We start from the raw sequence: 21,741 nt of genomic DNA, 5'->3' as shown, positions 1-21,741 counted from the left end.
TGTTCCTCGACGAGATCGGCGACATGCCGCTGGCCTTGCAAGGCAAGCTGTTGCGCGTGCTACAGGAGAAAGAGTTCGAAGCGGTGGGTTCCAACGAAGTGATCCGCAGCGACATCCGCCTGGTCGCCGCCACTTCCATCGACCTGCAGCAGGCGATGCGCGAAGGCCGTTTCCGCGCTGACCTCTACTACCGGCTGAACGTCCTGCCGATCGAGATCCCGCCGTTGCGCCAGCGCCTGGACGACCTCCCGGCGCTCTGCGAGTCGATCCTCGACAGCCTCGACCACGGCCGTCTCCACGAACTCGGCGACGACGCCCTGGCGCTGCTCGCCCGGCATGCCTGGCCGGGCAATGTCCGCGAATTGCGCAACGTGCTGGAACGCGCGCTGCTGCTGGCCGACCAACCGTTGCTGGACGCCGCCGCCCTCGGCGCGGCGCTGGGGCCCCTGCAACCGCTGCCGGAGCTGCCTCGAGCGGCGGACGACAGGCCGGTCGGGGATTTCCAACAGGCCCGCGAAGCCTTCGAGCGCGACCTGATCGGACGGGCCCTGGCGCAGAGTGCCGGCAATGTGGTGGAAGCGGCGAAACGCCTGGGCCTGGGTCGCTCGACCCTGTACAAGAAGATCGTGGCGCTGGGCATTCGTCTCGATAGCGGGACTCGTCTCGAAATAGAGACGAACTGAGACCTGCATAGCCACGGAACTTTCGCTCGATTACGTCTCCATTTTGAGACAACGCTATTCCCCACGCTCCCCTTCGTCTCGCCGCAGCCCGCGAAAACCGCGATTCTGGGGCCTGGCACGGTTATCGCAACGTGCCTTTCCGACGGCCCTGCCCCGTTCCAGGCCGTCACGCCGGTGCCCGCACCGTTCGACAACAAGAAACAGGCCCGGAGCGCCTTCCCCATGCGAAGCGCGCCCCGCAGCGCCGTGGAGATATGCCCGATGAGCGTGATCATCGCCCTTGCCGCCCTGGGCCTGCTGATGCTGGCCGCCTACCGGGGCTACAGCGTCATCCTGTTCGCCCCCCTCGCCGCCCTCGGCGCCGTCCTGCTCACCGATCCCAGCGCGGTCGCGCCGACCTTCACCGGGGTGTTCATGGAGAAGATGGTCGGTTTCATCAAGCTTTACTTCCCGGTATTCCTGCTTGGCGCGGTGTTCGGCAAGCTGATCGAGCTGGCCGGCTTCTCCCGTTCCATCGTCGCGGCGGCGATCCGCCTGCTCGGCACCCGCCAGGCGATGCTGGTGATCGTACTGGTCTGCGCGCTGCTCACCTACGGCGGCGTCTCGCTGTTCGTGGTGGTGTTCGCGGTCTACCCGTTCGCCGCGGAGATGTTCCGCCAGAGCGACATCCCCAAGCGGTTGATTCCGGCAACCATCGCCCTCGGCGCGTTTTCCTTCACCATGGACGCGCTGCCCGGCACCCCGCAGATCCAGAACATCATCCCCTCGACCTTCTTCGGCACCCACGCCTGGGCCGCGCCCTGGCTCGGCACCCTCGGCGCGCTGTTCGTCTTCGCCGTGGGCATGCTCTACCTGCGACGCCAGGCGAACAAGGCGCGGCGCAACGGCGAAGGCTACGGCAGCGACCTGCGCAACGAGCCGGAGACCGCCGATGACCTGCGCCTGCCGAATCCCTGGCTGGCGCTCTCGCCGCTGGTGCTGGTCGGGGTCGCCAACCTGCTGTTCACCCACTGGATCCCGCAATGGTACGGCCAGGTCCATACCCTGCAACTGGCCGGCATGGCCACGCCGTTGCAGACCGAGGTCGGCAAGCTCACCGCGATCTGGGCAGTGCAGGCGGCCCTGCTGCTGGGCATCCTGCTGGTGCTGGCGAGCGGCTTCGCGGCGATCCGCAGCCGCCTCGCCGAAGGCACCCGCAGCGCGGTGGCCGGCTCGCTGCTGGCGGCGATGAACACCGCCTCGGAATACGGCTTCGGTGCGGTGATCGCCTCGCTGCCGGGCTTCCTGGTGCTGGCCGACGCGCTCAAGAGCATTCCCAATCCGCTGGTCAACGAAGCGATCACCGTCACCCTGCTGGCCGGCATCACCGGTTCCGCGTCGGGCGGCATGAGCATCGCCCTGGCGGCGATGTCCGATACCTTCATCGCCGCCGCCAACGCCGCGCAGATCCCCCTGGAAGTCCTCCACCGGGTCGCCGCCATGGCCAGCGGCGGGATGGATACCCTGCCGCACAACGGCGCGGTGATCACCCTCCTGGCGGTCACCGGCCTGACCCATCGGGAGGCGTACAAGGACATTTTCGGTATTACCCTGATCAAGACCCTGGCGGTGTTCTTCGTCATCGGGCTGTTCTACGCCACCGGCCTGGTCTGATCCGCCCTTTTTTCATCCAGCGGGAGAAACAGCATGACCCTGAAAGGCAAGACCGCCCTGGTCACCGGTTCCACCAGCGGCATCGGCCTGGGCATCGCCCTGAGCCTGGCCGAGGCCGGCGCCGACCTGCTCCTCAACGGCTTCGGCGAGGTCGACGCGGCACTGGCGCAGGTCCGCGCCCGCGGCGTGCGCGCAGAGCACCACCCGGCCGACCTCTCCAGCCCGGAGCAGATCGGCGAACTGATGGCCTTCGCCGAGCGGACCTTCGGCGGCGTCGACATCCTCGTCAACAACGCCGGCATCCAGTACGTGGCGCCGGTGCAGGAATTCCCCACGGAACGCTGGGACGCGATCATCGCGATCAACCTGTCCTCAGTGTTCCATACCACCCGCCTGGCCCTGCCGGGCATGCTCGCGCGCGGCTGGGGGCGGATCGTCAACATCGCCTCGACCCACGGCCTGGTCGCCTCGGCCGGGAAGAGCGCCTACGTCGCCGCCAAGCATGGCGTGCTCGGCCTGACCAAGAGTGTGGCGCTGGAAACGGCGCGCACGCCGGTGACCTGCAACGCCATCTGCCCCGGCTGGGTGCTGACCCCGCTGGTGCAGAAGCAGATCGACGCGCGCATCGCCGAGGGCGTCTCGCCCGAACAGGCGGAACACGACCTGCTGGCGGAAAAACAACCCTCGCTGGCCTTCGTCACCCCCGAGCAACTCGGCGGGCTGACGCTGTTCCTCTGCAGCGAAGCCGCCGACCAGGTGCGCGGCGCGGCCTGGAACATGGATGGCGGCTGGGTGGCGCAGTAGCCGGGGCGGCCTGCCTCTCCCCAGACCCTATCCCTGAAGGGAGAGGGAACCATCCGGAGTTCGCCCGCCCCATTGCGTAGGGCGGATAACGCCACAGGCGTTATCCGCCGATACCTCGTTTCCCGGCGCGGCTACCCTCGCCCCAACCTTCTCCCTGAAGGGAGAGGAAGTTATCGGGGGGGCGATGCGCTACGGCATCACCGGCGGGATGTACGCCAGGGTGCTGCCCAGGGCCCAGAGCAGACCCAGCACCAGCGGGATGTGCACCAGCAACTGGACGAACGAGAAGCCGATCAGGTCGCGCGCCTTCAGCCCCAGCACGCCGAGCAACGGCAGCATGTAGAACGGGTTGATCAGGTTCGGCAGCGCCTCGGCGGCGTTGTAGATCTGCACCGCCCAGCCGAGGTGGTATTGCAGCTCGTTGGCCACCTGCATCACGTACGGCGCCTCGATGATCCACTTGCCGCCGCCGGAGGGAATGAAGAAGCCCAGCACCGCCGAGTACACGCCCATCAGCAGCGCGTAGGTGTCGTGGGAGGCGATCTGTACGAAGAAGGTCGAGATATGGTGGGCCAGGGTCTCGCCGTCGCTGCCGTTGACCGTGGTCATGATCGCCGCGATCGAGCCGTACAGCGGGAACTGGATCAGCACCCCGGTGGTGGTCGGCACCGCGCGCGCCACCGCGTCGAGGAAGCTGCGCGGGCGCCAGTGCAGCAACGCGCCGAGCATCAGGAACAGCAGGTTATAGGTGTTCAACCCGGAGATCGCCAGGATCGCCGGCTTGGTCGAGAACTCGTGGACCAGCCAGCCGCCGGCCAGCAGTACCAGCAGGATGATCAGCAACGGGCTGTGCTCCAGCCACTCGCCGGGCCGGGTCGGCGCCAGCCTGGCCGGAGCGGTGAAGCTCACGTCGACCCCGCAATCCTTGGCGTCGCGGGCGCTGGCGGCGCTCGGCGCGGTCATGTAGGCGATCACCAGCGAGACCAGGATCAGCGCCAGCAGCATGACCCCGGACTGCCAGAGGAAGATGGTCTCGGTGAACGGGATCACCCCGGTGATCGCCAGGATCGACGGTGGCAGGCTGGCCGGGTTGGCCTGCAACTGCGCGGCCGACGACGACAGGCCCAGCGCCCACACCGCGCCCAGCCCGAGGTAGGCCGCGGCGCCGGCGGCGCGATAGTCCATGCGCAGGTCGCTGCGGCGCGCCAGGGCGCGTACCAGCAGGCCGCCGAAGACCAGGCTGAGGCCCCAGTTGAGCAGCGAGGCGAGCATCGACACCAGCGCCACCCAGCAGACCGCCGAGCGGCCATTCTTCGGCACCCGCGCGAGCAGGTCGATGAGACGCGAGGCGGGGCCTGAACTGGCCACCACATAGCCGCCGATGACCACGAAGGCCATCTGCATGGTGAACGGGATCAGGCTCCAGAAACCGTCGCCGAAGGCTTTCGCCGTGGCGGTCGGTCCGGCGCCCATGGCCAGCGCGGCCAGGCTGACGATGAGGATGGCCAGGGCGGCGAACACCCAGGAGTCGGGAAACCAGCGCTCGGCCCAGTTCGAGCAACGCATGGCGAAGCGCGCGGAGCGGCTTTCTTGGATGGGAAGGATAGCGGTCATCGCGGATTCTCTCGGTTTTATTGTTATTCGGCGACTACGGGGCCGCCTGTGTGTGCTACGGCTCCCTGGGCACCCGGCCGTCCCGAGGGGCGGAACGGTACGGGGCCGGTCGGACGGTCAAGGCCGTCCGCCGCTCGTTCCCTGGACACGAGCGCGCCATGCCCCCGCGAAAGGACATGGCGCGATCACGCCGCGAGCGGCAGGTCGATGGATCAGTCGCGGGCCAGGGTCAGGGCGACGCCCTGCCCGCCGCCGATGCACAGGGTGGCGAGACCCTTCTTCGCGTCGCGACGGATCATCTCGTACAGCAGGGTCACCAGCACCCGGCAGCCGGACGCGCCGATCGGGTGGCCAAGGGCGATGGCGCCGCCGTTGACGTTGACCCTGGCGGCATCCCAGCCCAGTTCCCGGCCCACCGCCAGGGACTGCGCGGCGAAGGCCTCGTTGGCCTCGATCAGGTCCAGTTGCTCCAGGCTCCAGCCGGCCTTGTCGAGCGCGCGACGGGTGGCGGAGACCGGGCCGATGCCCATGATCGCCGGGTCGACCCCGGCGCTGGCGTAGCTGGCGATCCGCGCCAGCACCGGCAGGCCCAGGGCCTTGGCCTTGGCCGCGCTCATCAGCAATACCGCGGCGGCGCCGTCGTTGAGGCTGGAGGCGTTGCCGGCGGTGACGCTGCCGTCCTTCATGAAGGCCGGCTTGAGCTTGGCCAGGGCCTCGACGGTGGTGCCGGCGCGCGGCTGCTCGTCGGTATCGAAGCTCAGCGGCTCGCCCTTGCGCTGCGGGACCTGGATCGGCGTGATCTCGTCGCGGAAGCGCCCGCCCTCGATGGCGGCGATGGCCTTCTGCTGCGAAGCGGCGGCGAAGGCGTCCTGCTCCTCGCGGGTCAGGCCGTACTTCTCCGCCAGGTTCTCGGCGGTGATGCCCATGTGGTAGTCGTTGAAGGCGTCCCACAGGCCGTCCTCGATCATGCTGTCGACCAGCTTCGCATGGCCCATGCGCAGGCCGGTGCGGGCGCCGGGCATGACGTAGGGCGCCAGGCTCATGTTCTCCTGGCCGCCGGCGACGATCACCTCGGCGTCGCCGCAGCGGATCGCCTGGGCGCCCAGGTGCAGGGCCTTGAGGCCGGAGCCGCAGACCTTGTTCAGGGTCATGGCCGGCACGCCGACCGGCAGGCCGGCCTTGATCGCCGCCTGGCGCGCCGGGTTCTGCCCGGAACCGGCGGTGAGCACCTGGCCGAGGATCACTTCGTCGACCTGGCCGGCATCGAGACCGGTCTGTTCGAGCAGGCGGCGGATCACCGCGGCGCCCAGCTCGGGGGCGGGAATGCCGGCCAGCGAGCCCTGGAAGCTGCCGACGGCGGTACGGGTAGCGGCGACGATGACGACGTCTTGCATGGATGGTTCTCCTGGATTCGCCCGTGGCCGGGCCGAATCGCTGCGGGTGGACGTAGGCGGTGCGACAGGCTCCTATCCTACGCCCTCTGGAAAGGACGGTCCGCGCGGCCGGCGCCTTGCGTGGAGGCGCCGGCCGCGCGGGCCGCGATTCAGAAACTCATTTCCGGCACGTGCTCGGGGACGATCAGCTTGCCGGCGGTCTTCGCCACGATCTCCTCGACGCTGACCCCGGGGGCGCGCTCGCGGAGGATGAAGGCGCCGTCCTCGATCTCCAGGTAGGCCAGGTCGGTGAGCACCTTGCGAATGCAGCCGCAACCGGTCAGCGGCAGGGTGCAGTACGGCAGCAGCTTGGACTCGCCGTCCTTGGAGGCGTGGGTCATGGTGACGATGATGTTCTCGGCGCCGGCCACCAGGTCCATGGCGCCGCCCATGCCCTTGACCAGCTTGCCGGGGATCATCCAGGAGGCGATGTTGCCGCGCACGTCCACCTCGAAGGCACCGAGCACGGTGAGGTCGACGTGGCCGCCACGGATCATGGCGAAGGACTGCGCCGAGTCGAAGATCGACGCGCCGACGCGGGCGGTCACGGTCTGCTTGCCGGCGTTGATCATGTCGGCGTCGACTTCCGCCTCGCTGGGAAACGCGCCCATGCCGAGCAGGCCGTTCTCCGACTGGAGCATGACGTCGATGCCCTCCGGCACGTAGTTGGCCACCAGGGTCGGGATACCGATGCCGAGGTTGACGTAGTAGCCGTCCTTCAATTCGCGCGCCACGCGCTGCGCCATCTGTTCGCGGGTAAGTGCCATCTGGGGAAACCTCTTGTCGTTGTAGCGGCCGCCGTCAGGCGCGCAGCGTGCGTTTCTCGATGCGTTTCTCGAAGCGACCCTGGATGATCCGGTCGACGTAGATGCCGGGGGTGTGGATCTGCGTCGGGTCCAGTTCGCCGGGCTCGACGATCTCCTCCACCTCGACCACCGTGATGCGCCCGGCGGTGGCGACCAGCGGGTTGAAGTTCTGCGCGGTGTGGCGATAGACGACGTTGCCGAAATGGTCGGCCTTCCAGCCCTTGACGATGGCGAAGTCGCCGGTGATGGCCGGTTCGAGGATGTAGTGGCGGCCATTGAACTCGCGCGCCTCCTTGCCCTCGGCGACCGGGGTGCCGTAGCCGGTGGCGGTGAAGAAGGCCGGGATGCCGGCGCCGCCGGCGCGGATCTTCTCGGCCAGCGAGCCTTGCGGGGTCAGTTCGACTTCCAGCTCGCCACTGAGCAGTTGTTGCTCGAACAGGGCGTTCTCGCCGACATAGGAGGCGATCATCTTGCGGATCTGCCGGTCTTCCAGCAGCACGCCGAGGCCGAAACCGTCGACGCCGCAGTTGTTCGAGACCACCGTGAGGTCTCTGACCCCGCGCCGGCGGATTTCCGCGATCAGGTTCTCGGGAATCCCGCAGAGGCCGAAGCCCCCGGCGAGGACGGTCATGCCGTCGGTCAGGCCTTCGAGGGCCTCTTCGTAACTGCCTACTCGCTTGTCGAGTCCGCTCATGCTGCTGTGCCTCTTCCGGCTCTTGTGATTGTGCGTGCGGCAGTCTGACTGCCGGGTCGCAAAGAGCTTCTCCGCTGCGGACTGATTTGTTAAGTTTGTTTTTCCAATCCATTGATGAGAAAAACAAATAAATGACCGTCAAGCAGTTGCGCGCCTTCCTCGCCGTGGCGCAGAGCCTCAGCTTCGCCCAGGCCGGCGAACGCCTGCACCTCTCCCAGCCGGCCCTGAGCCTGGCGATCAAGAGCCTGGAGGAAAGCCTCGGCGGTCCGCTGCTGGAACGTACCACCCGCAGCGTCAGCCTCACCCCCGAGGGCGAGACCCTGCTGCCGTTGGCGCTGCGCCTGCTGGCCGACTGGGACAATACCGAGGAATTGCTGCGCCAGCACTTCACCCTGCAACTGGGCAAGGTCTCCATCGCCGCCATGCCCTCCTTCGCCGGCAACCTGCTGCCGCTGGTCTTGAAGACCTTTCGCGAACGCCACCCGCGGGTCAACGTGGCGGTGCACGACGTGATCAACGAGCAGGTGCTGGAGATGGTCCGCAACCGACGCGTCGAGTTGGGCATCGCCTTCGAGCCGGAGTCCCTGGAAAACCTCGAGTTCACCCCGTTCTACAGCGACCGCTTCGTCGCCGTGGTGCCGACCGGCTCGTCGCTGTCCGGGCAGGAGCGGATCAGTTGGCGCGAACTGCTCGGCGAGCCCTTCATCACCCTGCAACGCCCCTCGGCGGTGCGCCTGCTCCTGGAAGAAAGCGTGGCCGCCGAGCACGGTCGCTTGCCGGTGGCGTTCGAGAGCCACCAATTGGTCACGGTCGGGCGGATGGTCGCCCAGGGACTCGGTGTCAGCGCCGTGCCGACCCTGTGCATCCAGCAGATGCAGGAACTCGGCGCGCGCTGCCTGCCGCTCTACGCGCCGCAGGTGCAGCGACGGGTCGGCCTGCTGCGGCTGAGCGAGCACAAGCTGTCCACCGCCGCCCAGGCCCTCAGCGACGTGCTGCTGCATGGCACCGACTGGCGCTCGCTGGCGCTGCCGCAGGACCAGTCCACGGAGTGAGGCAGGCAGCGGCGGGTCCGGTTATGCTTCCTGCATGTCCCGGAACAACAACAAGGACGGACACGCCATGCCCGCACCGCTCTGGAGCCCTTCCGCCGAACGCATCGCCGCCAGTCGCATGGAGGCCTTCCGACGCTTCGTCAACCAGCGCCATGCCCTCGGCCTGGTCGACTACCCGGCGCTGCATGCCTGGAGCGTGCAGCGGCGCGAGGCGTTCTGGCAGGCCATCGTCGACTTCTTCGAGGTGCGCTTCCAGCAACCGCCGCGTGCGGTCCTCGAGGAAGGCGCGCAGATGCCCTCGGCGCGCTGGTTCCCCGGCGCCACGCTGAATTTCGCCGAACACCTGCTGCGCCGCCGCGATGATGCCCCGGCGCTGATCGCGGTGAGCGAAGACGGTCGCCGCGAGGTGCTCAGCCACGCCGAACTGGCCCGTCACGTGGCGGGCCTGCAGAAGCGCCTCGCCGCCCTGGGCATAGGCCCCGGCGACCGGGTCGCCGCGCTGATGCCGAACACCTGGCAGACCGTGGTCGGCATGCTCGCCACCGCCAGCCTCGGCGCGACCTGGTCGAGCTGCTCGCCGGACTTCGGTACCCAGGGCGTGATCGACCGCTTCGGCCAGATCGAACCGCGCGTGCTGATCGCCTGTGCCGGCTACCGCTACGCCGGCAAGTCGCTGGACCTGACCGCCAAGCTCAACGAGGTGCTCGCCGACCTGCCCGGCCTGGAGCAACTGCTGGTGGTGCCCTACGACCGTCCGCAGGCGCAGCCGCAGGACTACCGCTGCCAGGCGCAGGTCGCGCTGTGGGACGGGTTCTACCAGGCCGAGGGCGAGCCGGTCTTCACCCCGGTGCCCTTCGAGCAGCCGCTGTACATCCTCTATTCGTCGGGCACCACCGGAGTCCCCAAGTGCATCGTCCATGCCACCGGCGGCGTGCTCCTGCAACATCTCAAGGAGCACGGCCTGCACACCGACCTGGGCGACGGCGACCGGCTGTTCTACTACACCACCTGCGGCTGGATGATGTGGAACTGGCTGGCCTCCGGTCTGGCGGTGGGCGCCAGCCTGGTGCTCTACGACGGCTCGCCGTTCCACCCCGGCCCCGAGCGCCTGCTGGACCTCATCGACGCCGAGGACATCGCCGTGTTCGGCGCCAGCGCCAAGTACCTGGCGGCGCTCGAGAAGGCCGGCATGCGCCCGCGCCACAGCCACCGCCTGGACAGCCTGAGGACACTGCTCTCCACCGGTTCGCCGCTGGCCCACGAAAGCTTCGACTACGTCTACCGCGAGCTGAAGAGCGACCTCTGCCTGTCGTCGATCTCCGGCGGCACCGACATCGTTTCCTGCTTCGCCATCGGCAACCCGGTGCTGCCGGTGTGGCGCGGCGAACTGCAATGCAAGGCGCTGGGCATGGCCGTGGAAATCTGGGACGACGACGGCCGCCGCCTCGCCAGCGGCAAGGGCGAGCTGGTCTGCACCCGGCATTTCCCGTCGATCCCGCTGGGCTTCTGGAACGACCCGGATGGCACCAGGTTCCACGACGCCTACTTCGCCAGCTTTCCCGGCGTCTGGGCCCATGGCGACTACGCCGAGGAAACCGTCCACGGCGGGCTGGTCATCCACGGCCGCTCCGACGCGGTGCTCAATCCCGGCGGCGTGCGCATCGGCACCGCGGAAATCTACCGCCAGGTGGAAAAGGTCGAGGAAGTCCTCGAGTCCATCGCCATCGGCCAGGACTGGCAGGGCGATGTGCGTGTGCTGCTGTTCGTCCGCCTGCGCGACGGCGTGCGACTCGACGAGCCGCTGCGCGAACGCATCCGCCAGACCATCCGCGCCAACGCCACGCCGCGCCACGTACCGGCGAAGATCATCCAGGTCGCCGATATCCCGCGCACCCTGAGCGGCAAGATCGTCGAGCTTGCGGTGCGCAACGTGATCCACGGCCGCCCGGTGAAGAACACCGACGCCCTGGCCAACCCGCAGGCGCTGGAGCTTTATCGCGACCTCGCCGAACTGCGCGACTGAAGCCGCGGCGAGCCTGGGCTAGAATGCGCGTTCCGTCCTACCGCAAAAGGTAATTCCATGCCCGTCGCCATGGCCCGCCACATCCTGGTCAAGACCGAAGCCGAGGCCGCGCAACTGAAGCAGCGCCTGGCCAAGGGCGAGGACTTCGCCACGCTGGCGAAGAAGCATTCGACCTGCCCGTCCGGCAAGCGCGGCGGCGACCTCGGCGAGGTGCGCCCGGGGCAGATGGTCAGGTCCATCGACAATGCCATCTTCAGGAAACCCGTGGGCGTGCTCCAGGGTCCGCTGAAGAGCCAGTTCGGCTACCATCTCCTGGAAGTGTATTTCCGCGACTGAACCGCCACCGGAGCGTCCATGACCGCCGACCAGATCGCCGCCTTCTGCCTGCAACTGCCCGGCGCCCGGGAAGACCTCAAGTGGGGTTCGAACCGGGTGTTCTCGGTGGCCGGCAACAAGATGTTCGCCATCCTCGACTTCGTCGACAAGGACGGCGGCCTGGCCTTCAAGGTCGGCAGCGAGCTGTTCCTCGGCTATGTCGACCGCCCCGGCATCCGTCCGGCGCCCTACCTGGCGCGCGCGCACTGGATCGTCATGGCCCGCCCCTACCCGATGAAGGCGGCGGAGTTGCGCGAGGCCCTGGTCCGTTCCCATCAACTGGTGGTGGCGCGCCTGCCCAAGCGCCAGCGCCTCGGCCTGGTACTCGACGCATGAGTCGCGACCGTCTGTACACCTGGGCCGGCCTGTGGCGCTCGCCGTCGTCCAGCTGGGAGGCCCTGCGCCTGGAGGACGACCAGGCGGAAAGCCAGTTGCGCGCGCCGGACGAACGCAGCGGCCTGCCCTACCAATTGGACTACCGGCTGCGCTGGGACGCCGACTGGCATCTGCGTGAGGCGGTGTTCCACGTCGAAAGCGAAACCGGGGTGCGCAAGCTGCACCTGCTCGCCGATGGCCGCGGCCACTGGCAGGACGGCGACGGCGAAGCGCTACCGGCATTCGACGGTTGCCTGGACATCGATATTTGGCCAAGCCCCTTCACCAACACCTTCCCGATCCGCCGCCTGGGCCTGGCCGATGGCCAGCGCGCGGAAATCCGCGCGCTCTACATCGAGGCCCCGGCCCTGGAGCCGCGTAGCATGCGCCAGGCATACACCCGTCTGGACGCCAGCCACTACCTCTACGAGAACCTCGAAGGCAGCGCGTTCAAAGCGGTACTGCTGGTGGACGAACAGGGCCTGGTGATCGATTACCCGGGTCTCTTCCAGCGTCTCTGAACGCGCTAGCGCCGGGCACCGCGCGTCGCCGATAGCCCGGCGAATCCGTTAGCCTGCTTTCATTCGTCATCCGCAACGGTCATCATGGCGGACCGCGACAACCCACTGCGACCGCGTTTCCCACATGTCCGTCGATATCCGCCCCACCCCGCCGGCGCAGGACAGCGCCCGGCAAAACGTCACCCTGCAGATCGTCTCGGTGGTGATGTTCACCTTCATCGGCTACCTGACCATCGGTATCCCGCTGGCGGTGCTGCCCGGCTACGTGCACGACGACCTCGGCTACGGCTCGGTGCTGGCCGGCCTGGTGATCAGCCTGCAGTACCTCGCCACCCTGCTCGCCCGGCCCTACGCCGGGCGCGTCATCGACGGCCTCGGTCCGAAGCGCGCGGTGCTCTACGGCATGGCCGGCAGCGCCGCGAGCGGGCTGTTCATGCTGCTCTCGGTGGCGATCCAGGGCTGGCCGGCGCTGAGCCTGGCCAGCCTGCTGGTCGGCCGCCTGGTACTCGGCGCGGCGGAAAGCCTGGTCGGCTCGGCGGCGATCGGCTGGGGCATCGGCCGGGTCGGCGCGCCGCACACCGCCAAGGTGATTTCCTGGAACGGCATCGCCAGCTACGGCGCCATCGCCCTCGGGGCGCCGCTAGGGGTGCTGCTGGTGCAGTGGCTGGGGCTGTGGAGCATGGGCGCGTCCATCGTCCTGCTCGGGGCGCTCGGCTTCGCCCTGGCCTGGCCGAAGTTGCCGGCGCCGCTGGTGCACGGCGAGCGACTGCCGTTCCACCATGTGCTCGGCCGGGTCACCCCGCACGGTATGGGCCTGGCGCTGGGGGCGATCGGCTTCGGCACCATCGCCACCTTCATCACCCTTTACTACGCCAGCCGTGGCTGGGCCAACGCAGTGCTCTGCCTGAGTGCCTTCGGCGGTTGCTTCATCGGCGCCCGGCTGTTGTTCGCCAATAGCATCAACCGGCTCGGCGGCTTCCGCGTGGCGATCATCTGCCTCGGCGTCGAAAGCCTCGGCCTGCTGTTGCTGTGGAGCGCGCCGAATCCCTGGGTCGGCCTGGCCGGCGCGGCCCTCACCGGCTTCGGCTTCTCCCTGGTGTTCCCGGCGTTCGGCGTGGAAGCGGTGAACCTGGTACCGGCTTCCAACCGTGGCGCGGCGCTGGGCGCCTACTCGCTGTTCGTCGACCTGTCGCTGGGCATCACCGGGCCGCTGGTGGGCTTCGTCGCCAACCTGTTCGGCTTCCGCTCGATGTTCCTCTTCGCCTGCCTGGCCTCGCTCGGCGGGCTGGCCCTGGCCGTCGCACTGCACCGGCGCAGCCGCCGGCCTGGCTAGGGCGTGCACCGTCCCAGGCGGCGGTACGCGTTCTAGAGCTCGCCGAGCAAGGCGCTCAGGGCCGCGCGCAGCTTGCCGGGCTTCAGCGGCTTGTTGAGCAGCGGCACGCCCAGGCGGGCCAGCGCGCGGCGGCAATCGTCGCTGCGGTCGGCGGTGATCATCACCGCGGCGATCTCCGCGCCGTAGTCCTCGCGCAAGGCGCCCAGCAACTGGCAACCGGTAGCGCCGTGGTCCAGGTGGTAGTCGACCAGGATCGCATCCGGCGCGCGGCCATCGAGCGCCTTGCGCGCGCCTTCCAGGTCGGTGGCGGTAAGCACCTCGCAGCCCCACTGGCCGAGCAGCGCGGACATGCTGAAGAGAATCTCGGTCTCGTTGTCCACCACCAGCAGCCGCCGTCCCGGCAGCGGATCACCAGCCGAAACCCGCGCAATCGCCTCGCCGGGTGCTGGCCGCGCCGGCTTGCGGACCAGCGGCACCTCGATGGCGAACAGCGAGCCTCGGCCTGGAGTCGAATGCACCTCGATGCGGTAGCCGAGGATGCCGGCGATACGGTCGACGATGGCCAGCCCGAGTCCGACGCCACGGCGCTCGGAAGCGCGCCCGGCGTCCAGTTGGTTGAACTCGAGGAAGATCGCCTGCAACTGGTCGGCGGGGATGCCCCGGCCAGTGTCCCACACCTCCAGGCGTACCTTGCCGCCACGCCGGCGCGCCCCCAGCAGCACGCTGCCGCGCTCGGTGTAGCGGCAGGCGTTGCTGAGCAAGTTGCGCAGGATCCGCGACAGCAGGCGCGCGTCGGTGCGCACTGCCAGTCGCGGGATCCGCGCACGCAGGGCCAGGCCGGCGGCACGCGCGACTTCCTCGAACTCCGAGGCCAGCGGAGCGAGCAGTTCGTCGAGGGAATAGTCGTCCAGGTCCGGACGGATCGCGCTCTGGTCGAGCCGGGCGATTTCCAGCAGGTCGGTGAGCAAGGTCTCGGCGCCTTCCAGGGCCAGGTGGGTGCGCTCCACCAGTTGCAGTTCGGCGGCCGGCAGGCCCCGTTCGCGCAGGGTGTCGACCAGCAGCCGCGCCGCGTTGAGCGGTTGCAGCAGGTCGTGGCTGGCGGCGGCGAGGTACTTGTCCTTGCTGTGGTTGGCGGCTTCGGCGGCGTCGCGCGCCTGGCGCAACTGGCGGTTGAGCTCTTCCAGCTCGTGGGTGCGCTCGGCTACCCGCCGCTCCAGCTCCTCGTTCATGGTCTGCAGGCGCTGCTGGGCCTGGACCCGCTCGGTGATGTCGGCGACGAAACCTTCGACCAATTCTTCCTCGTCGTGCCTGAGCAGCAGGTTCATCAATACCTCGATGTGACTGCCGTCCCTGCGCCAGAGGCGCGTCTCGTAGCCGAACAGGCCGCCGCGCTCGCGCAGCAGCGCGCGGATCCGTCGCATCTCGGCCTCGCCGCCGACGAACAGTTGCCCGGCCATGTCCTCCAGCGACCAGAGCACCTGTTGCGGATCGTCGTAGCCGAGCATCTGCGCCAGCGCCGGATTGGCGGCGCGCAGCCCCTGGCCGAGGCTGGCCTGGAAGATGCCGTGCACCGCGTGCTCGAACAGCCATTTGTAGCGGTTGCGCTCGGCCTCCAGCTCCTCCAGGCGCGCCAGCAGCTCCGGGTAGTGGCTCTTGCGCGCGGAGTGGCTGCCCAGGCCGAGTAACCCGGCCAGGGCCTCCTGCTGCTGCTCAGAGGGCCTCGCCATAGACCACCTCGACATCGCGCTGGCTCGACTCGCGCGGGTTGGTAAGGATGCACGGGTCCTGCATCGCGTGGCGCGAGAGGAAAGGAATGTCGGAGCTGCCGACCCCGTGCAGGGCGAGGCTCTCGTGGAAACCCACGGCGTGCTTGAAGGCGATCAGGTGGTCCACCAGGCGCTGGCGGACCTGCCCCTGGGTCAGACCGCGGCAATCGATGCCGAAGGTCTCGGCGATCACCTTGAAGCGTTCCGGCGCGGCGCTGTAGTTGAACGCCACCACGTGTTCGACCAGCGCCGCGTTGCACAGGCCGTGGGGCAGGTCGAGATAGCCGCCGAGGCTGTGCGACATGGCATGCACCGCGCCGAGGATGGCGTTGGAGAAGGCCAGCCCGGCCTGCATGCTCCCGAGCATGATCTTCTCGCGCAGGGCGATGTCGCCGGGATTGGCGATCATCTGTACCAGATTGCCATCGATCAGGCGCATCGCTTCCAGCGCGTGGGGATCGGTCAGCGGCCCGTGGCCGGTGGAGACGAACGCCTCGATGGCGTGTACCAGTGCATCGATGCCGGTACAGGCCGAAAGGAAGGGATCCATGGTCAACGTGGTTTCCGGGTCGATCAGCGAGACGTCAGGCACCACCGCCTTGCTCACCACGGAGAACTTCATGCGCTCGTCCTGGTTGGAAATGATCACGAACTGCGAGACGTCCGCCGAAGTCCCGGCGGTGGTCGGGATCAGGATCAGCGGCGGACTCGGCACCCGCAGCCGGTCGACGCCTTCGAACTCGAGGATGCTGCGGCCATGGGCGGCGACGATGCCGATGCCCTTGGCGCAATCCATCGGGCTGCCGCCGCCCACCGCGACGATCACGTTGCAGCCCTCGCTGCGATAGAACTCGGCGCCGAGCATCACCTCGTCGACCCGGGGGTTGGGCGAAACGTCGGTATACAGGCAGTAGTCGATGCCCTGCCCCTCCAGGCTTGCCTGGATGTCGGCGACCCAGCCGGCGGCGAGCACGCCGGGGTCGGAGACCAGCAGGACCTTGCGCGCACCGAAGGTCTTCACGTAGTTGGCGACGCTGTGCCGGCAGCCGGCGCCGAAGATGATCTCGGGCGAGACGAATTTACGCAGTTGGCTGAGGTCGTGGCTCATCTGACAGACCATTCTTATTGTTATCGGACATTGCCGGCAGCCTACTGCATTCGTCGGTTATTGCAATGCGACCTTGGCGGGTCCTTTCAATCCTCCAGCAAGCCCAGGTAGAAGCGCCATTCCGCCAGCAGCGCATGGGCGCGATTGGCCGGCTGGCGGAAACCGTGGCGTTCCTGCGGATAGCGGTGGCACTCCACGCGCACGCCGCTACGCCGCAGGCCGGCGACCATCGCCTCGGTCTGCTCCGGCACCACCACCGCGTCGAGCCCGCCCTGGAAGAACACCACCGGCGCGCGGATGCGCCCGACCTGCAGCACCGGACTGCGCGCCAGGTAGCGACGGCGCTGGCGCTGCGGGTCGCCGATCAGCCAGTCGAGGTAGTCACCCTCGAACTTGTGGGTGCAACGCGCCAGTGCCAACGGATCGCTGACCCCATAGAGACTGGCGCCGCCGCGCAGGCCATCGAGGCAAGCCAGGGCGCGCAACGCGCTGTAGCCTCCGGCGCTGGCGCCACGGACGAAGACCCGGGCGCGGTCGATCCGTCCCTCCGCGTCCAGCTGCGCCAGCGCGGCCTCGATATCGCGCAACTCCAGGCGCCCCCACTGGCCGCGCAAGCGCTGCCGATAGGCGCGGCCGTAGCCGCTGCTGCCCCGGTAGTTCAGCGCCGCCACGGCGAAACCGCGCTGGGTCCAGAACTGCAGGCCGGCATCGAACGCCGGCGAATGCATCGAGGTCGGTCCGCCATGCAGCCACACCAGCAGCGGCGGTGATCGTCGGGGATCGACGCGGCGGCGGGCATTGCGCGGCGGATAGAAGAAACCGTGGCCGTTTTCGCCGTTGCCCAGCCCATAGACGAAGGCCTGCGGATGCGACAGGTCGTCCTCCGCCAGCGGTCGCTCGCCGCCACGCAGCACCTCGACACGCAGCTCGTCGCGATGGATCGCCAGCAGCGCCGGCAGGCGCCCGGCCGCCGCCGCGATGCAGTAGAACGCCCGGGCATCCGCGGCCAGTCCGGCGAACCGGTTCCAGTCCGCGGCCAGGCGCCGCTCGCTGCCGTCCGCTTCGCGCAGGAACAGTTGCCCGCCGCCGGCCTCGACGCGACTGAGCAGCAGCCTTCCCTCTCCCAGCGGCAGGTAGCTGCAAGCGCCCAATTGCCAGGGCGCGCCAGCGTGGTCGGCATCGGCGAAGCGGCCGGCCAACGCTACCTCGGCGCAGGGACGCCACCAGCCGTCGCGGTCGCTCAGCCAGTGAAGGCGGCCGGCGGGATCGAAGCGTGGTTGCTGGATCGACTCGCCGCCTCCGGCTCCGGCCAGGCAGCGCGTACGCCCATTCTCCGCCAGGCCCAGGCGGGTCTCGGTCCAGGGCTGGTGCGGACGGTCCCATTCGATCCAGGCCAGCCGCCGCCCCTGGCCGGCGGCACGCGGCGCGGCGTAGAAATCGGCGCCCTCGACCAGCACCCGGCGCGCGCCATCGGCGTCCAGGCGCACGATGCGATGCACGACCCCGGTCGGCCCATGGCTCTCTTCCACCGCCAGCAGGGCATCCCAGGCATCGACGTAGGCCAGGTCGCCGTAGCGACACTGCGCCCCGCCGCCCAGCACTTGGGCTGCGCGGCCCGCTCGCCAGCGGCGTACCTGCTGGTCGGTTTCGTCGACCCAGGCCAGCCCGTCGAGCGTCACGCAGCAGGCGCCGCCGCCGTACTCGTAGACCCGGCTGCGCACCGAGCCGTCCGGCGCGGTGGGCTCCTCCAGCACGCCGTCGCGCCACAGGTACAGGCGCGAGCGCGCGCTGGCCGGATCGAATTCCACCCAGGCCAGCCCGCCATGGGCCGCCTTCAGCTCGCTGAAATCGCGCCCGGCGGCCACCGCGCGCTCGGCGCTCCAGTCGCTCGGCCAGTCGCCGTAGTCGACCATTGCCTCAGGCCTTGCAGATCAGGCGTGACGCGCGCTGGTTGCGCCAGGTCAGCGCGTCCAGGCCAAGCGGCGCCTCCTCGGCCTGGCGACGGGCCGCGAGGATCAGGTCGTGCCGTGCCGACTTGGCGCAGACCGGGTCGGTGGCGTCGGCATCGCCGGTGAGGAGGAACGCCTGGCAGCGGCAGCCGCCGTGGTCCCTCTCCTTCTCCTCGCAGGAACGGCAGGGTTCGGGCATCCAGGCGTCGCCGCGGTAACGGTTGAAGCCGAACGATTCGTACCAGATGTGGCGCAGGCTGTGCTCGCGCACGTTGGGAAACTGCACCGGCAATTGCCGCGCGCTGTGACACGGCAGCGCGGTGCCGTCGGGGGTGATGTCGAGGAATACGCTGGCCCAGCCGCCCATGCAGGCCTTCGGCCGTTCCTCGTAGTAGTCGGGGGTGACGAAGATCAGCTTGCACGGGTTGCCTTCGGCGGCCAGCCGCTGGCGGTATTCGGCGGTGATCCGCTCGGCGCGCTCCAGTTGGGCGCGGGTCGGCAGCAGCCCGGCACGGTTCAGCGCGGCCCAGCCGTAGAACTGGCAAGTGGCGAGTTCGACGTAATCGGCTTCCAGCTCGATGCACAGCTGGATGATCCGCTCGATGTTGTCGATGTTGTGCCGGTGGGTGACGAAGTTGAGCACCATCGGATAGCCGTGCGCCTTCACCGCGCGGGCCATCGCCAGTTTCTGGGCGAAGGCCTTGCGTGAGCCGGCGAGCAGGTTGTTCACTTCTTCGTCGGCGGCCTGGAAGCTGATCTGCACGTGGTCCAGCCCGGCCTCGGCGAAGCGCGCCAGGCGTGCCTCGTCGAGGCCGATGCCGGAGGTGATCAGGTTGGTGTAGAAGCCCAGGCCGCGCCCTGCCTCGATCAGTTCGGCGAGGTCCTGGCGCAGCAGCGGCTCGCCGCCGGAGAAACCGAGCTGTGCGGCGCCCAGCTCGCGGGCCTGGCGGAACACCTCGATCCATTCCGCGGTACTCAGCTCGGCGCCCTCGCGGGCGAATTCCAGCGGGTTCGAGCAGTACGGGCACTGCAACGGACAGCGATAGGTCAGCTCGGCCAGCAGCCAGAGCGGCGGCCCCACGCTTTCACTGCAGCTCGATCCAGAATTGCGCATGGGCCACCTCGAGGAACGCCAGGATGTCTTCGTCTATGCCGGGGACTTCGGGGAAACGCTCGCGCAGCGCCGCGACGATGGCCGCCACGTCGCGGCGGCCATCGACCAGCTTGAGGATTTCCCCGGCGCTGTCGTTGAGCTTGACCATGCCTTCGGGGTAGAGCAGCACATGGCAGTCCTGGGCCGGTTCGAACTGGAAGCGGAAGCCCCGGCGCAGCATCGGCACGCTGTCGAGCGACGGCAGGCTCATGATGCCAGCCCCCGATGCCAGACCCGCTCGCGGGTCACCGTGTGGTACGGCGGGCGTTCGAGTTCGTAGGCCATGCTCATCGCGTCGAGCATGCTCCACAACACGTCCAGCTTGAATTGCAGGATATCCAGCATGCGTTCCTGTGCCTCGCGGGTCCGATAGTGCTCCAGGGTGATCCGCAGGCCGTGCTCGACGTCGCGCCGGGCCTGGGCCAGGCGACTGCGGAAATACTCGTAGCCGGCCGCCTCGATCCACGGATAGTGGCGCGGCCAGCTGTCCAGCCGCGACTGGTGGATCTGCGGGGCGAAGAGTTCGGTCAGCGAACTGCTCGCCGCCTCCTGCCAACTGGCGCGACGGGCGAAGTTGACGTAGGCGTCGACGGCGAAGCGCACGCCGGGCAGCACCCGCTCCTCGGACAGCACCTGCTCGCGCTCCAGGCCCACCGCTTCCGCCAGGCGCAGCCAGGCCTCGATGCCGCCCGCCTCGCCGGGGGCGCCGTCGTGGTCGAGGATGCGCTGGATCCACTCGCGGCGGACCTCGCGGTCGGGACAGTTGGCTAGGATCGCCGCGTCCTTCAGCGGGATGTTGACCTGGTAGTAGAAACGGTTCGCCACCCAGCCCTGGATCTGTTCGCGACTGGCACGGCCCTCGTACATCGCGACATGGAACGGATGGTGGATATGGTAGTAGCGTCCCTTGTCGCGCAGCGCCCGTTCGAATTCGGCGCGATCCATGGCGGCACGGCTCATGTTGGCCCCCTACAGCTGGATGTGCATGCCATCCCAGGCCACTTCGATGCCACTGGCATCCAGTTCGGCGCGTTCGGCCGAAGCGGTGTCGAGGATGGGATTGGTGTTGTTGATGTGGATGAGCACCTTGCGCGCGGCCGGCACCTTCGCCAGCACCTCGAGCATGCCGCCCGGCCCGCTCTGCGCCAGGTGCCCCATCTGCCGGCCGAGCTTGTCGCCGACCTCGCAGACCAGCATCTCGTCATCGCGCCAGAGCGTACCGTCCACCAGCAGGCAGTCGGCGCGGCGCATCCATTCGAGCAGCGCCTCGTCCACCTCGCCGAGGCCCGGCGCATAGAACAGGGTACCGGCGCTATCGAGGTCCTCGACGAACAGGCCGATGTTGTCGCCCGGATGGGGGTCGCCGCGATGCGGGGAATACGGCGGCGCGCTGCTGCGCAGGGGGATCGCGGTGAAGCGCAGGCGCGGACAGGCCGGAATGGCGAAAGGCTCGCCATCGAGGGCGATCGGCCGATGGCGCAGGCCGCCGTTCCAGTGGGAAAGCATAGGGAACAGCGGGAAGCCTTCGCTGAGGTCCTGGTGGACCATCTGCGTGCACCAGACTTCGTGCGGGCAGCCTTCGCGCAGGCTGAGCAGGCCGGTGGTGTGGTCGATCTGGCTGTCGAGCAGGACGATCGCGCCGATCGCCGTATCGCGCGGCCGACGCGCCGGCTGGAGGGCCGGGAAGGCGGCGATCTGGGCACGGATGTCGGGCGAGGCGTTGCAGAGGATCCAGCGCTCGCCGTCGTCGGACAGGGCGATGGAGGATTGCGTGCGTGGCTGGGCCGCTACGCTGCCGTCGCGGACCCCGCGACAGTTGCGGCAGTTGCAGTTCCACTGGGGGAAGCCGCCGCCGGCGGCCGAACCGAGAATACGGATGTGCATGGGTCTGCCCCGCGGGCTGGAGGGAGGCCCCGGAAGACCGGGGCCGAACGGATCAGCGGTTGGCGAAGTAGAGGGTCACTTCGAAACCGAGACGCAGGTCGGTGAAGCTGGGCTTGGTCCACATGGGGTCGATCCTCTCTGGTGGGGCCGGGCGATTCCGGCAGGTCGAGTTAAACATCAGCGGGGCTCGCTCCGAATGAGACTTTCGAAGGAGTTTTCCCCCTGATTTGGTAGGGACTGCCTGTCCCGCTCAAGGTTCGCCGGGAGAACGCCGTTGCGCCCCCCTGGTTCGCCCTGGTGCAGGGCAGAAGCCTAGTCCATGCAGGGGCGGCGGCGAGGCGAAAAAAAAGACGCGGCCAGGGCCGCGTCGCGCCAGAACCCGCCATGGGGAAAGCCGCGTCGGGACGCGGGACGAGCGCACCCGCAGGTGCCTTGGCGGAAAGGCCGCGGGTCGGAGCGATCCGCGGCGGCTGAGGACCGCTCAGAAGAAGCCCAGCGGGTTGATGTCGTAGCTC

Annotated in this window: 20 protein-coding genes and 1 pseudogene; 9 read left to right on the top strand and 12 right to left on the bottom strand. The window is 68.6% G+C overall.

The window, feature by feature from the left end:
• The 3 genes and pseudogenes from hbcR to bdhA form a co-directional block, all read left to right on the top strand.
• Window positions 1–683, top strand: a pseudogene (gene hbcR / locus HMPREF3014_RS00105) (sigma-54-dependent transcriptional regulator HbcR); the annotation flags it as partial.
• Window positions 684–944: 261 nt separating this feature from the next.
• Window positions 945–2,336: a GntP family permease gene (locus HMPREF3014_RS00100; protein ID WP_003088575.1), complete on the top strand. Its 1,392-nt coding sequence runs from the start codon at window positions 945–947 to the stop codon at window positions 2,334–2,336.
• Window positions 2,337–2,369: 33 nt separating this feature from the next.
• Window positions 2,370–3,140 carry a 3-hydroxybutyrate dehydrogenase gene (gene bdhA / locus HMPREF3014_RS00095; RefSeq protein ID WP_003100413.1) on the top strand — a complete coding sequence of 257 codons (771 nt, stop codon included), beginning with the start codon at window positions 2,370–2,372 and terminating at the stop codon, window positions 3,138–3,140.
• A 189-nt stretch (window positions 3,141–3,329) separates the two neighbouring features.
• On the opposite strand, the gene HMPREF3014_RS00090 is transcribed toward bdhA, so the two are convergent.
• The 4 genes from HMPREF3014_RS00090 to HMPREF3014_RS00075 all read right to left on the bottom strand — a co-directional run bounded on the left by HMPREF3014_RS00090 (window position 3,330) and on the right by HMPREF3014_RS00075 (window position 7,687).
• Complete coding sequence (locus HMPREF3014_RS00090) at window positions 3,330–4,754, bottom strand: short-chain fatty acid transporter (RefSeq protein ID WP_003100415.1); 1,425 nt, start codon at window positions 4,752–4,754, stop codon at window positions 3,330–3,332.
• Window positions 4,755–4,966: 212 nt separating this feature from the next.
• On the bottom strand, window positions 4,967–6,148 hold the full coding sequence (locus tag HMPREF3014_RS00085) for an acetyl-CoA C-acetyltransferase (RefSeq protein ID WP_023087550.1): 1,182 nt from the start codon (window positions 6,146–6,148) through the stop codon (window positions 4,967–4,969).
• 149 nt (window positions 6,149–6,297) lie between these two features.
• Window positions 6,298–6,954 (bottom strand): CoA transferase subunit B, encoded by a 657-nt coding sequence (locus HMPREF3014_RS00080; RefSeq protein WP_003088567.1) that lies wholly within the window; start codon window positions 6,952–6,954, stop codon window positions 6,298–6,300.
• Between the two features lie 34 nt (window positions 6,955–6,988).
• Window positions 6,989–7,687, bottom strand: a complete 699-nt coding sequence (locus tag HMPREF3014_RS00075; protein WP_003088566.1) for a CoA transferase subunit A — start codon at window positions 7,685–7,687, stop codon at window positions 6,989–6,991.
• 131 nt (window positions 7,688–7,818) lie between these two features.
• Between HMPREF3014_RS00075 and HMPREF3014_RS00070 the strand changes: the two genes are divergently transcribed.
• From HMPREF3014_RS00070 to HMPREF3014_RS00045, 6 genes are all read left to right on the top strand, one after another.
• Window positions 7,819–8,739 carry a LysR family transcriptional regulator gene (locus tag HMPREF3014_RS00070; RefSeq protein ID WP_003100419.1) on the top strand — a complete coding sequence of 307 codons (921 nt, stop codon included), beginning with the start codon at window positions 7,819–7,821 and terminating at the stop codon, window positions 8,737–8,739.
• A 67-nt stretch (window positions 8,740–8,806) separates the two neighbouring features.
• Window positions 8,807–10,762 carry an acetoacetate--CoA ligase gene (locus HMPREF3014_RS00065; RefSeq protein WP_023087551.1) on the top strand — a complete coding sequence of 652 codons (1,956 nt, stop codon included), beginning with the start codon at window positions 8,807–8,809 and terminating at the stop codon, window positions 10,760–10,762.
• Window positions 10,763–10,819: 57 nt separating this feature from the next.
• Window positions 10,820–11,098, top strand: coding sequence for a peptidylprolyl isomerase (locus HMPREF3014_RS00060; protein WP_003088559.1), 279 nt, complete (start codon window positions 10,820–10,822; stop codon window positions 11,096–11,098).
• 18 nt (window positions 11,099–11,116) lie between these two features.
• The gene (locus tag HMPREF3014_RS00055) at window positions 11,117–11,473 is read left to right on the top strand and encodes an MmcQ/YjbR family DNA-binding protein (RefSeq protein ID WP_003111913.1); all 357 of its coding nucleotides are present in this window, start codon (window positions 11,117–11,119) and stop codon (window positions 11,471–11,473) included.
• Window positions 11,470–12,033 (top strand): putative glycolipid-binding domain-containing protein, encoded by a 564-nt coding sequence (locus HMPREF3014_RS00050; protein ID WP_003088555.1) that lies wholly within the window; start codon window positions 11,470–11,472, stop codon window positions 12,031–12,033. The genes HMPREF3014_RS00055 and HMPREF3014_RS00050 overlap by 4 nt, the downstream gene beginning before the upstream one ends.
• Before the next feature lie 124 nt (window positions 12,034–12,157).
• A complete protein-coding gene (locus HMPREF3014_RS00045) occupies window positions 12,158–13,366 on the top strand; it encodes an MFS transporter (protein ID WP_003113497.1) in 1,209 nt (402 codons plus the stop codon).
• Between the two features lie 32 nt (window positions 13,367–13,398).
• On the opposite strand, the gene HMPREF3014_RS00040 is transcribed toward HMPREF3014_RS00045, so the two are convergent.
• The 8 genes from HMPREF3014_RS00040 to pqqA all read right to left on the bottom strand — a co-directional run bounded on the left by HMPREF3014_RS00040 (window position 13,399) and on the right by pqqA (window position 21,350).
• Entirely contained in the window at window positions 13,399–15,093 is a 1,695-nt protein-coding gene (locus HMPREF3014_RS00040; protein WP_003106469.1) for a hybrid sensor histidine kinase/response regulator, read from the bottom strand.
• Entirely contained in the window at window positions 15,077–16,240 is a 1,164-nt protein-coding gene (gene ercA / locus HMPREF3014_RS00035; protein WP_003088548.1) for an alcohol dehydrogenase-like regulatory protein ErcA, read from the bottom strand. The genes HMPREF3014_RS00040 and ercA overlap by 17 nt, the downstream gene beginning before the upstream one ends.
• An 86-nt stretch (window positions 16,241–16,326) precedes the next feature.
• Window positions 16,327–18,153, bottom strand: a complete 1,827-nt coding sequence (locus tag HMPREF3014_RS00030) for an alpha/beta hydrolase family protein (protein ID WP_023087552.1) — start codon at window positions 18,151–18,153, stop codon at window positions 16,327–16,329.
• A 4-nt stretch (window positions 18,154–18,157) separates the two neighbouring features.
• Window positions 18,158–19,303 (bottom strand): pyrroloquinoline quinone biosynthesis protein PqqE, encoded by a 1,146-nt coding sequence (gene pqqE / locus HMPREF3014_RS00025; RefSeq protein WP_003119136.1) that lies wholly within the window; start codon window positions 19,301–19,303, stop codon window positions 18,158–18,160.
• Window positions 19,275–19,553 carry a pyrroloquinoline quinone biosynthesis peptide chaperone PqqD gene (gene pqqD, locus HMPREF3014_RS00020; protein ID WP_003088542.1) on the bottom strand — a complete coding sequence of 93 codons (279 nt, stop codon included), beginning with the start codon at window positions 19,551–19,553 and terminating at the stop codon, window positions 19,275–19,277. The genes pqqE and pqqD overlap by 29 nt, the downstream gene beginning before the upstream one ends.
• Window positions 19,550–20,302, bottom strand: coding sequence for a pyrroloquinoline-quinone synthase PqqC (gene pqqC, locus HMPREF3014_RS00015; RefSeq protein ID WP_003111679.1), 753 nt, complete (start codon window positions 20,300–20,302; stop codon window positions 19,550–19,552). Before pqqC ends, pqqD begins: the two co-directional genes overlap by 4 nt.
• Window positions 20,303–20,311: 9 nt before the next feature.
• Window positions 20,312–21,226 carry a pyrroloquinoline quinone biosynthesis protein PqqB gene (gene pqqB, locus HMPREF3014_RS00010; RefSeq protein WP_003106464.1) on the bottom strand — a complete coding sequence of 305 codons (915 nt, stop codon included), beginning with the start codon at window positions 21,224–21,226 and terminating at the stop codon, window positions 20,312–20,314.
• Window positions 21,227–21,278: 52 nt separating this feature from the next.
• Complete coding sequence (gene pqqA / locus HMPREF3014_RS00005) at window positions 21,279–21,350, bottom strand: pyrroloquinoline quinone precursor peptide PqqA (RefSeq protein ID WP_003106462.1); 72 nt, start codon at window positions 21,348–21,350, stop codon at window positions 21,279–21,281.
• Between the last annotated feature and the right edge of the window lie 391 nt (window positions 21,351–21,741).

The sequence above is a fragment of the Pseudomonas sp. HMSC065H01 genome, from assembly GCF_001815235.1.
Classification (GTDB): domain Bacteria; phylum Pseudomonadota; class Gammaproteobacteria; order Pseudomonadales; family Pseudomonadaceae; genus Pseudomonas; species Pseudomonas aeruginosa.
Note: the sequence above shows the minus strand (reverse complement) of the source record. Positions and strands in the feature narration are given on the sequence as shown.

Coding starts and splice junctions, on each gene's coding strand:
- HMPREF3014_RS00100 (WP_003088575.1), top strand. CDS start 945: ATGAGCGTGATCATCGCCCTTGCCGCCCTGGGCCTGCTGATGCTGGCC.
- bdhA (WP_003100413.1), top strand. CDS start 2,370: ATGACCCTGAAAGGCAAGACCGCCCTGGTCACCGGTTCCACCAGCGGC.
- HMPREF3014_RS00090 (WP_003100415.1), bottom strand. CDS start 4,754: ATGACCGCTATCCTTCCCATCCAAGAAAGCCGCTCCGCGCGCTTCGCC.
- HMPREF3014_RS00085 (WP_023087550.1), bottom strand. CDS start 6,148: ATGCAAGACGTCGTCATCGTCGCCGCTACCCGTACCGCCGTCGGCAGC.
- HMPREF3014_RS00080 (WP_003088567.1), bottom strand. CDS start 6,954: ATGGCACTTACCCGCGAACAGATGGCGCAGCGCGTGGCGCGCGAATTG.
- HMPREF3014_RS00075 (WP_003088566.1), bottom strand. CDS start 7,687: ATGAGCGGACTCGACAAGCGAGTAGGCAGTTACGAAGAGGCCCTCGAA.
- HMPREF3014_RS00070 (WP_003100419.1), top strand. CDS start 7,819: ATGACCGTCAAGCAGTTGCGCGCCTTCCTCGCCGTGGCGCAGAGCCTC.
- HMPREF3014_RS00065 (WP_023087551.1), top strand. CDS start 8,807: ATGCCCGCACCGCTCTGGAGCCCTTCCGCCGAACGCATCGCCGCCAGT.
- HMPREF3014_RS00060 (WP_003088559.1), top strand. CDS start 10,820: ATGCCCGTCGCCATGGCCCGCCACATCCTGGTCAAGACCGAAGCCGAG.
- HMPREF3014_RS00055 (WP_003111913.1), top strand. CDS start 11,117: ATGACCGCCGACCAGATCGCCGCCTTCTGCCTGCAACTGCCCGGCGCC.
- HMPREF3014_RS00050 (WP_003088555.1), top strand. CDS start 11,470: ATGAGTCGCGACCGTCTGTACACCTGGGCCGGCCTGTGGCGCTCGCCG.
- HMPREF3014_RS00045 (WP_003113497.1), top strand. CDS start 12,158: ATGTCCGTCGATATCCGCCCCACCCCGCCGGCGCAGGACAGCGCCCGG.
- HMPREF3014_RS00040 (WP_003106469.1), bottom strand. CDS start 15,093: ATGGCGAGGCCCTCTGAGCAGCAGCAGGAGGCCCTGGCCGGGTTACTC.
- ercA (WP_003088548.1), bottom strand. CDS start 16,240: ATGAGCCACGACCTCAGCCAACTGCGTAAATTCGTCTCGCCCGAGATC.
- HMPREF3014_RS00030 (WP_023087552.1), bottom strand. CDS start 18,153: ATGGTCGACTACGGCGACTGGCCGAGCGACTGGAGCGCCGAGCGCGCG.
- pqqE (WP_003119136.1), bottom strand. CDS start 19,303: ATGCGCAATTCTGGATCGAGCTGCAGTGAAAGCGTGGGGCCGCCGCTC.
- pqqD (WP_003088542.1), bottom strand. CDS start 19,553: ATGAGCCTGCCGTCGCTCGACAGCGTGCCGATGCTGCGCCGGGGCTTC.
- pqqC (WP_003111679.1), bottom strand. CDS start 20,302: ATGAGCCGTGCCGCCATGGATCGCGCCGAATTCGAACGGGCGCTGCGC.
- pqqB (WP_003106464.1), bottom strand. CDS start 21,226: ATGCACATCCGTATTCTCGGTTCGGCCGCCGGCGGCGGCTTCCCCCAG.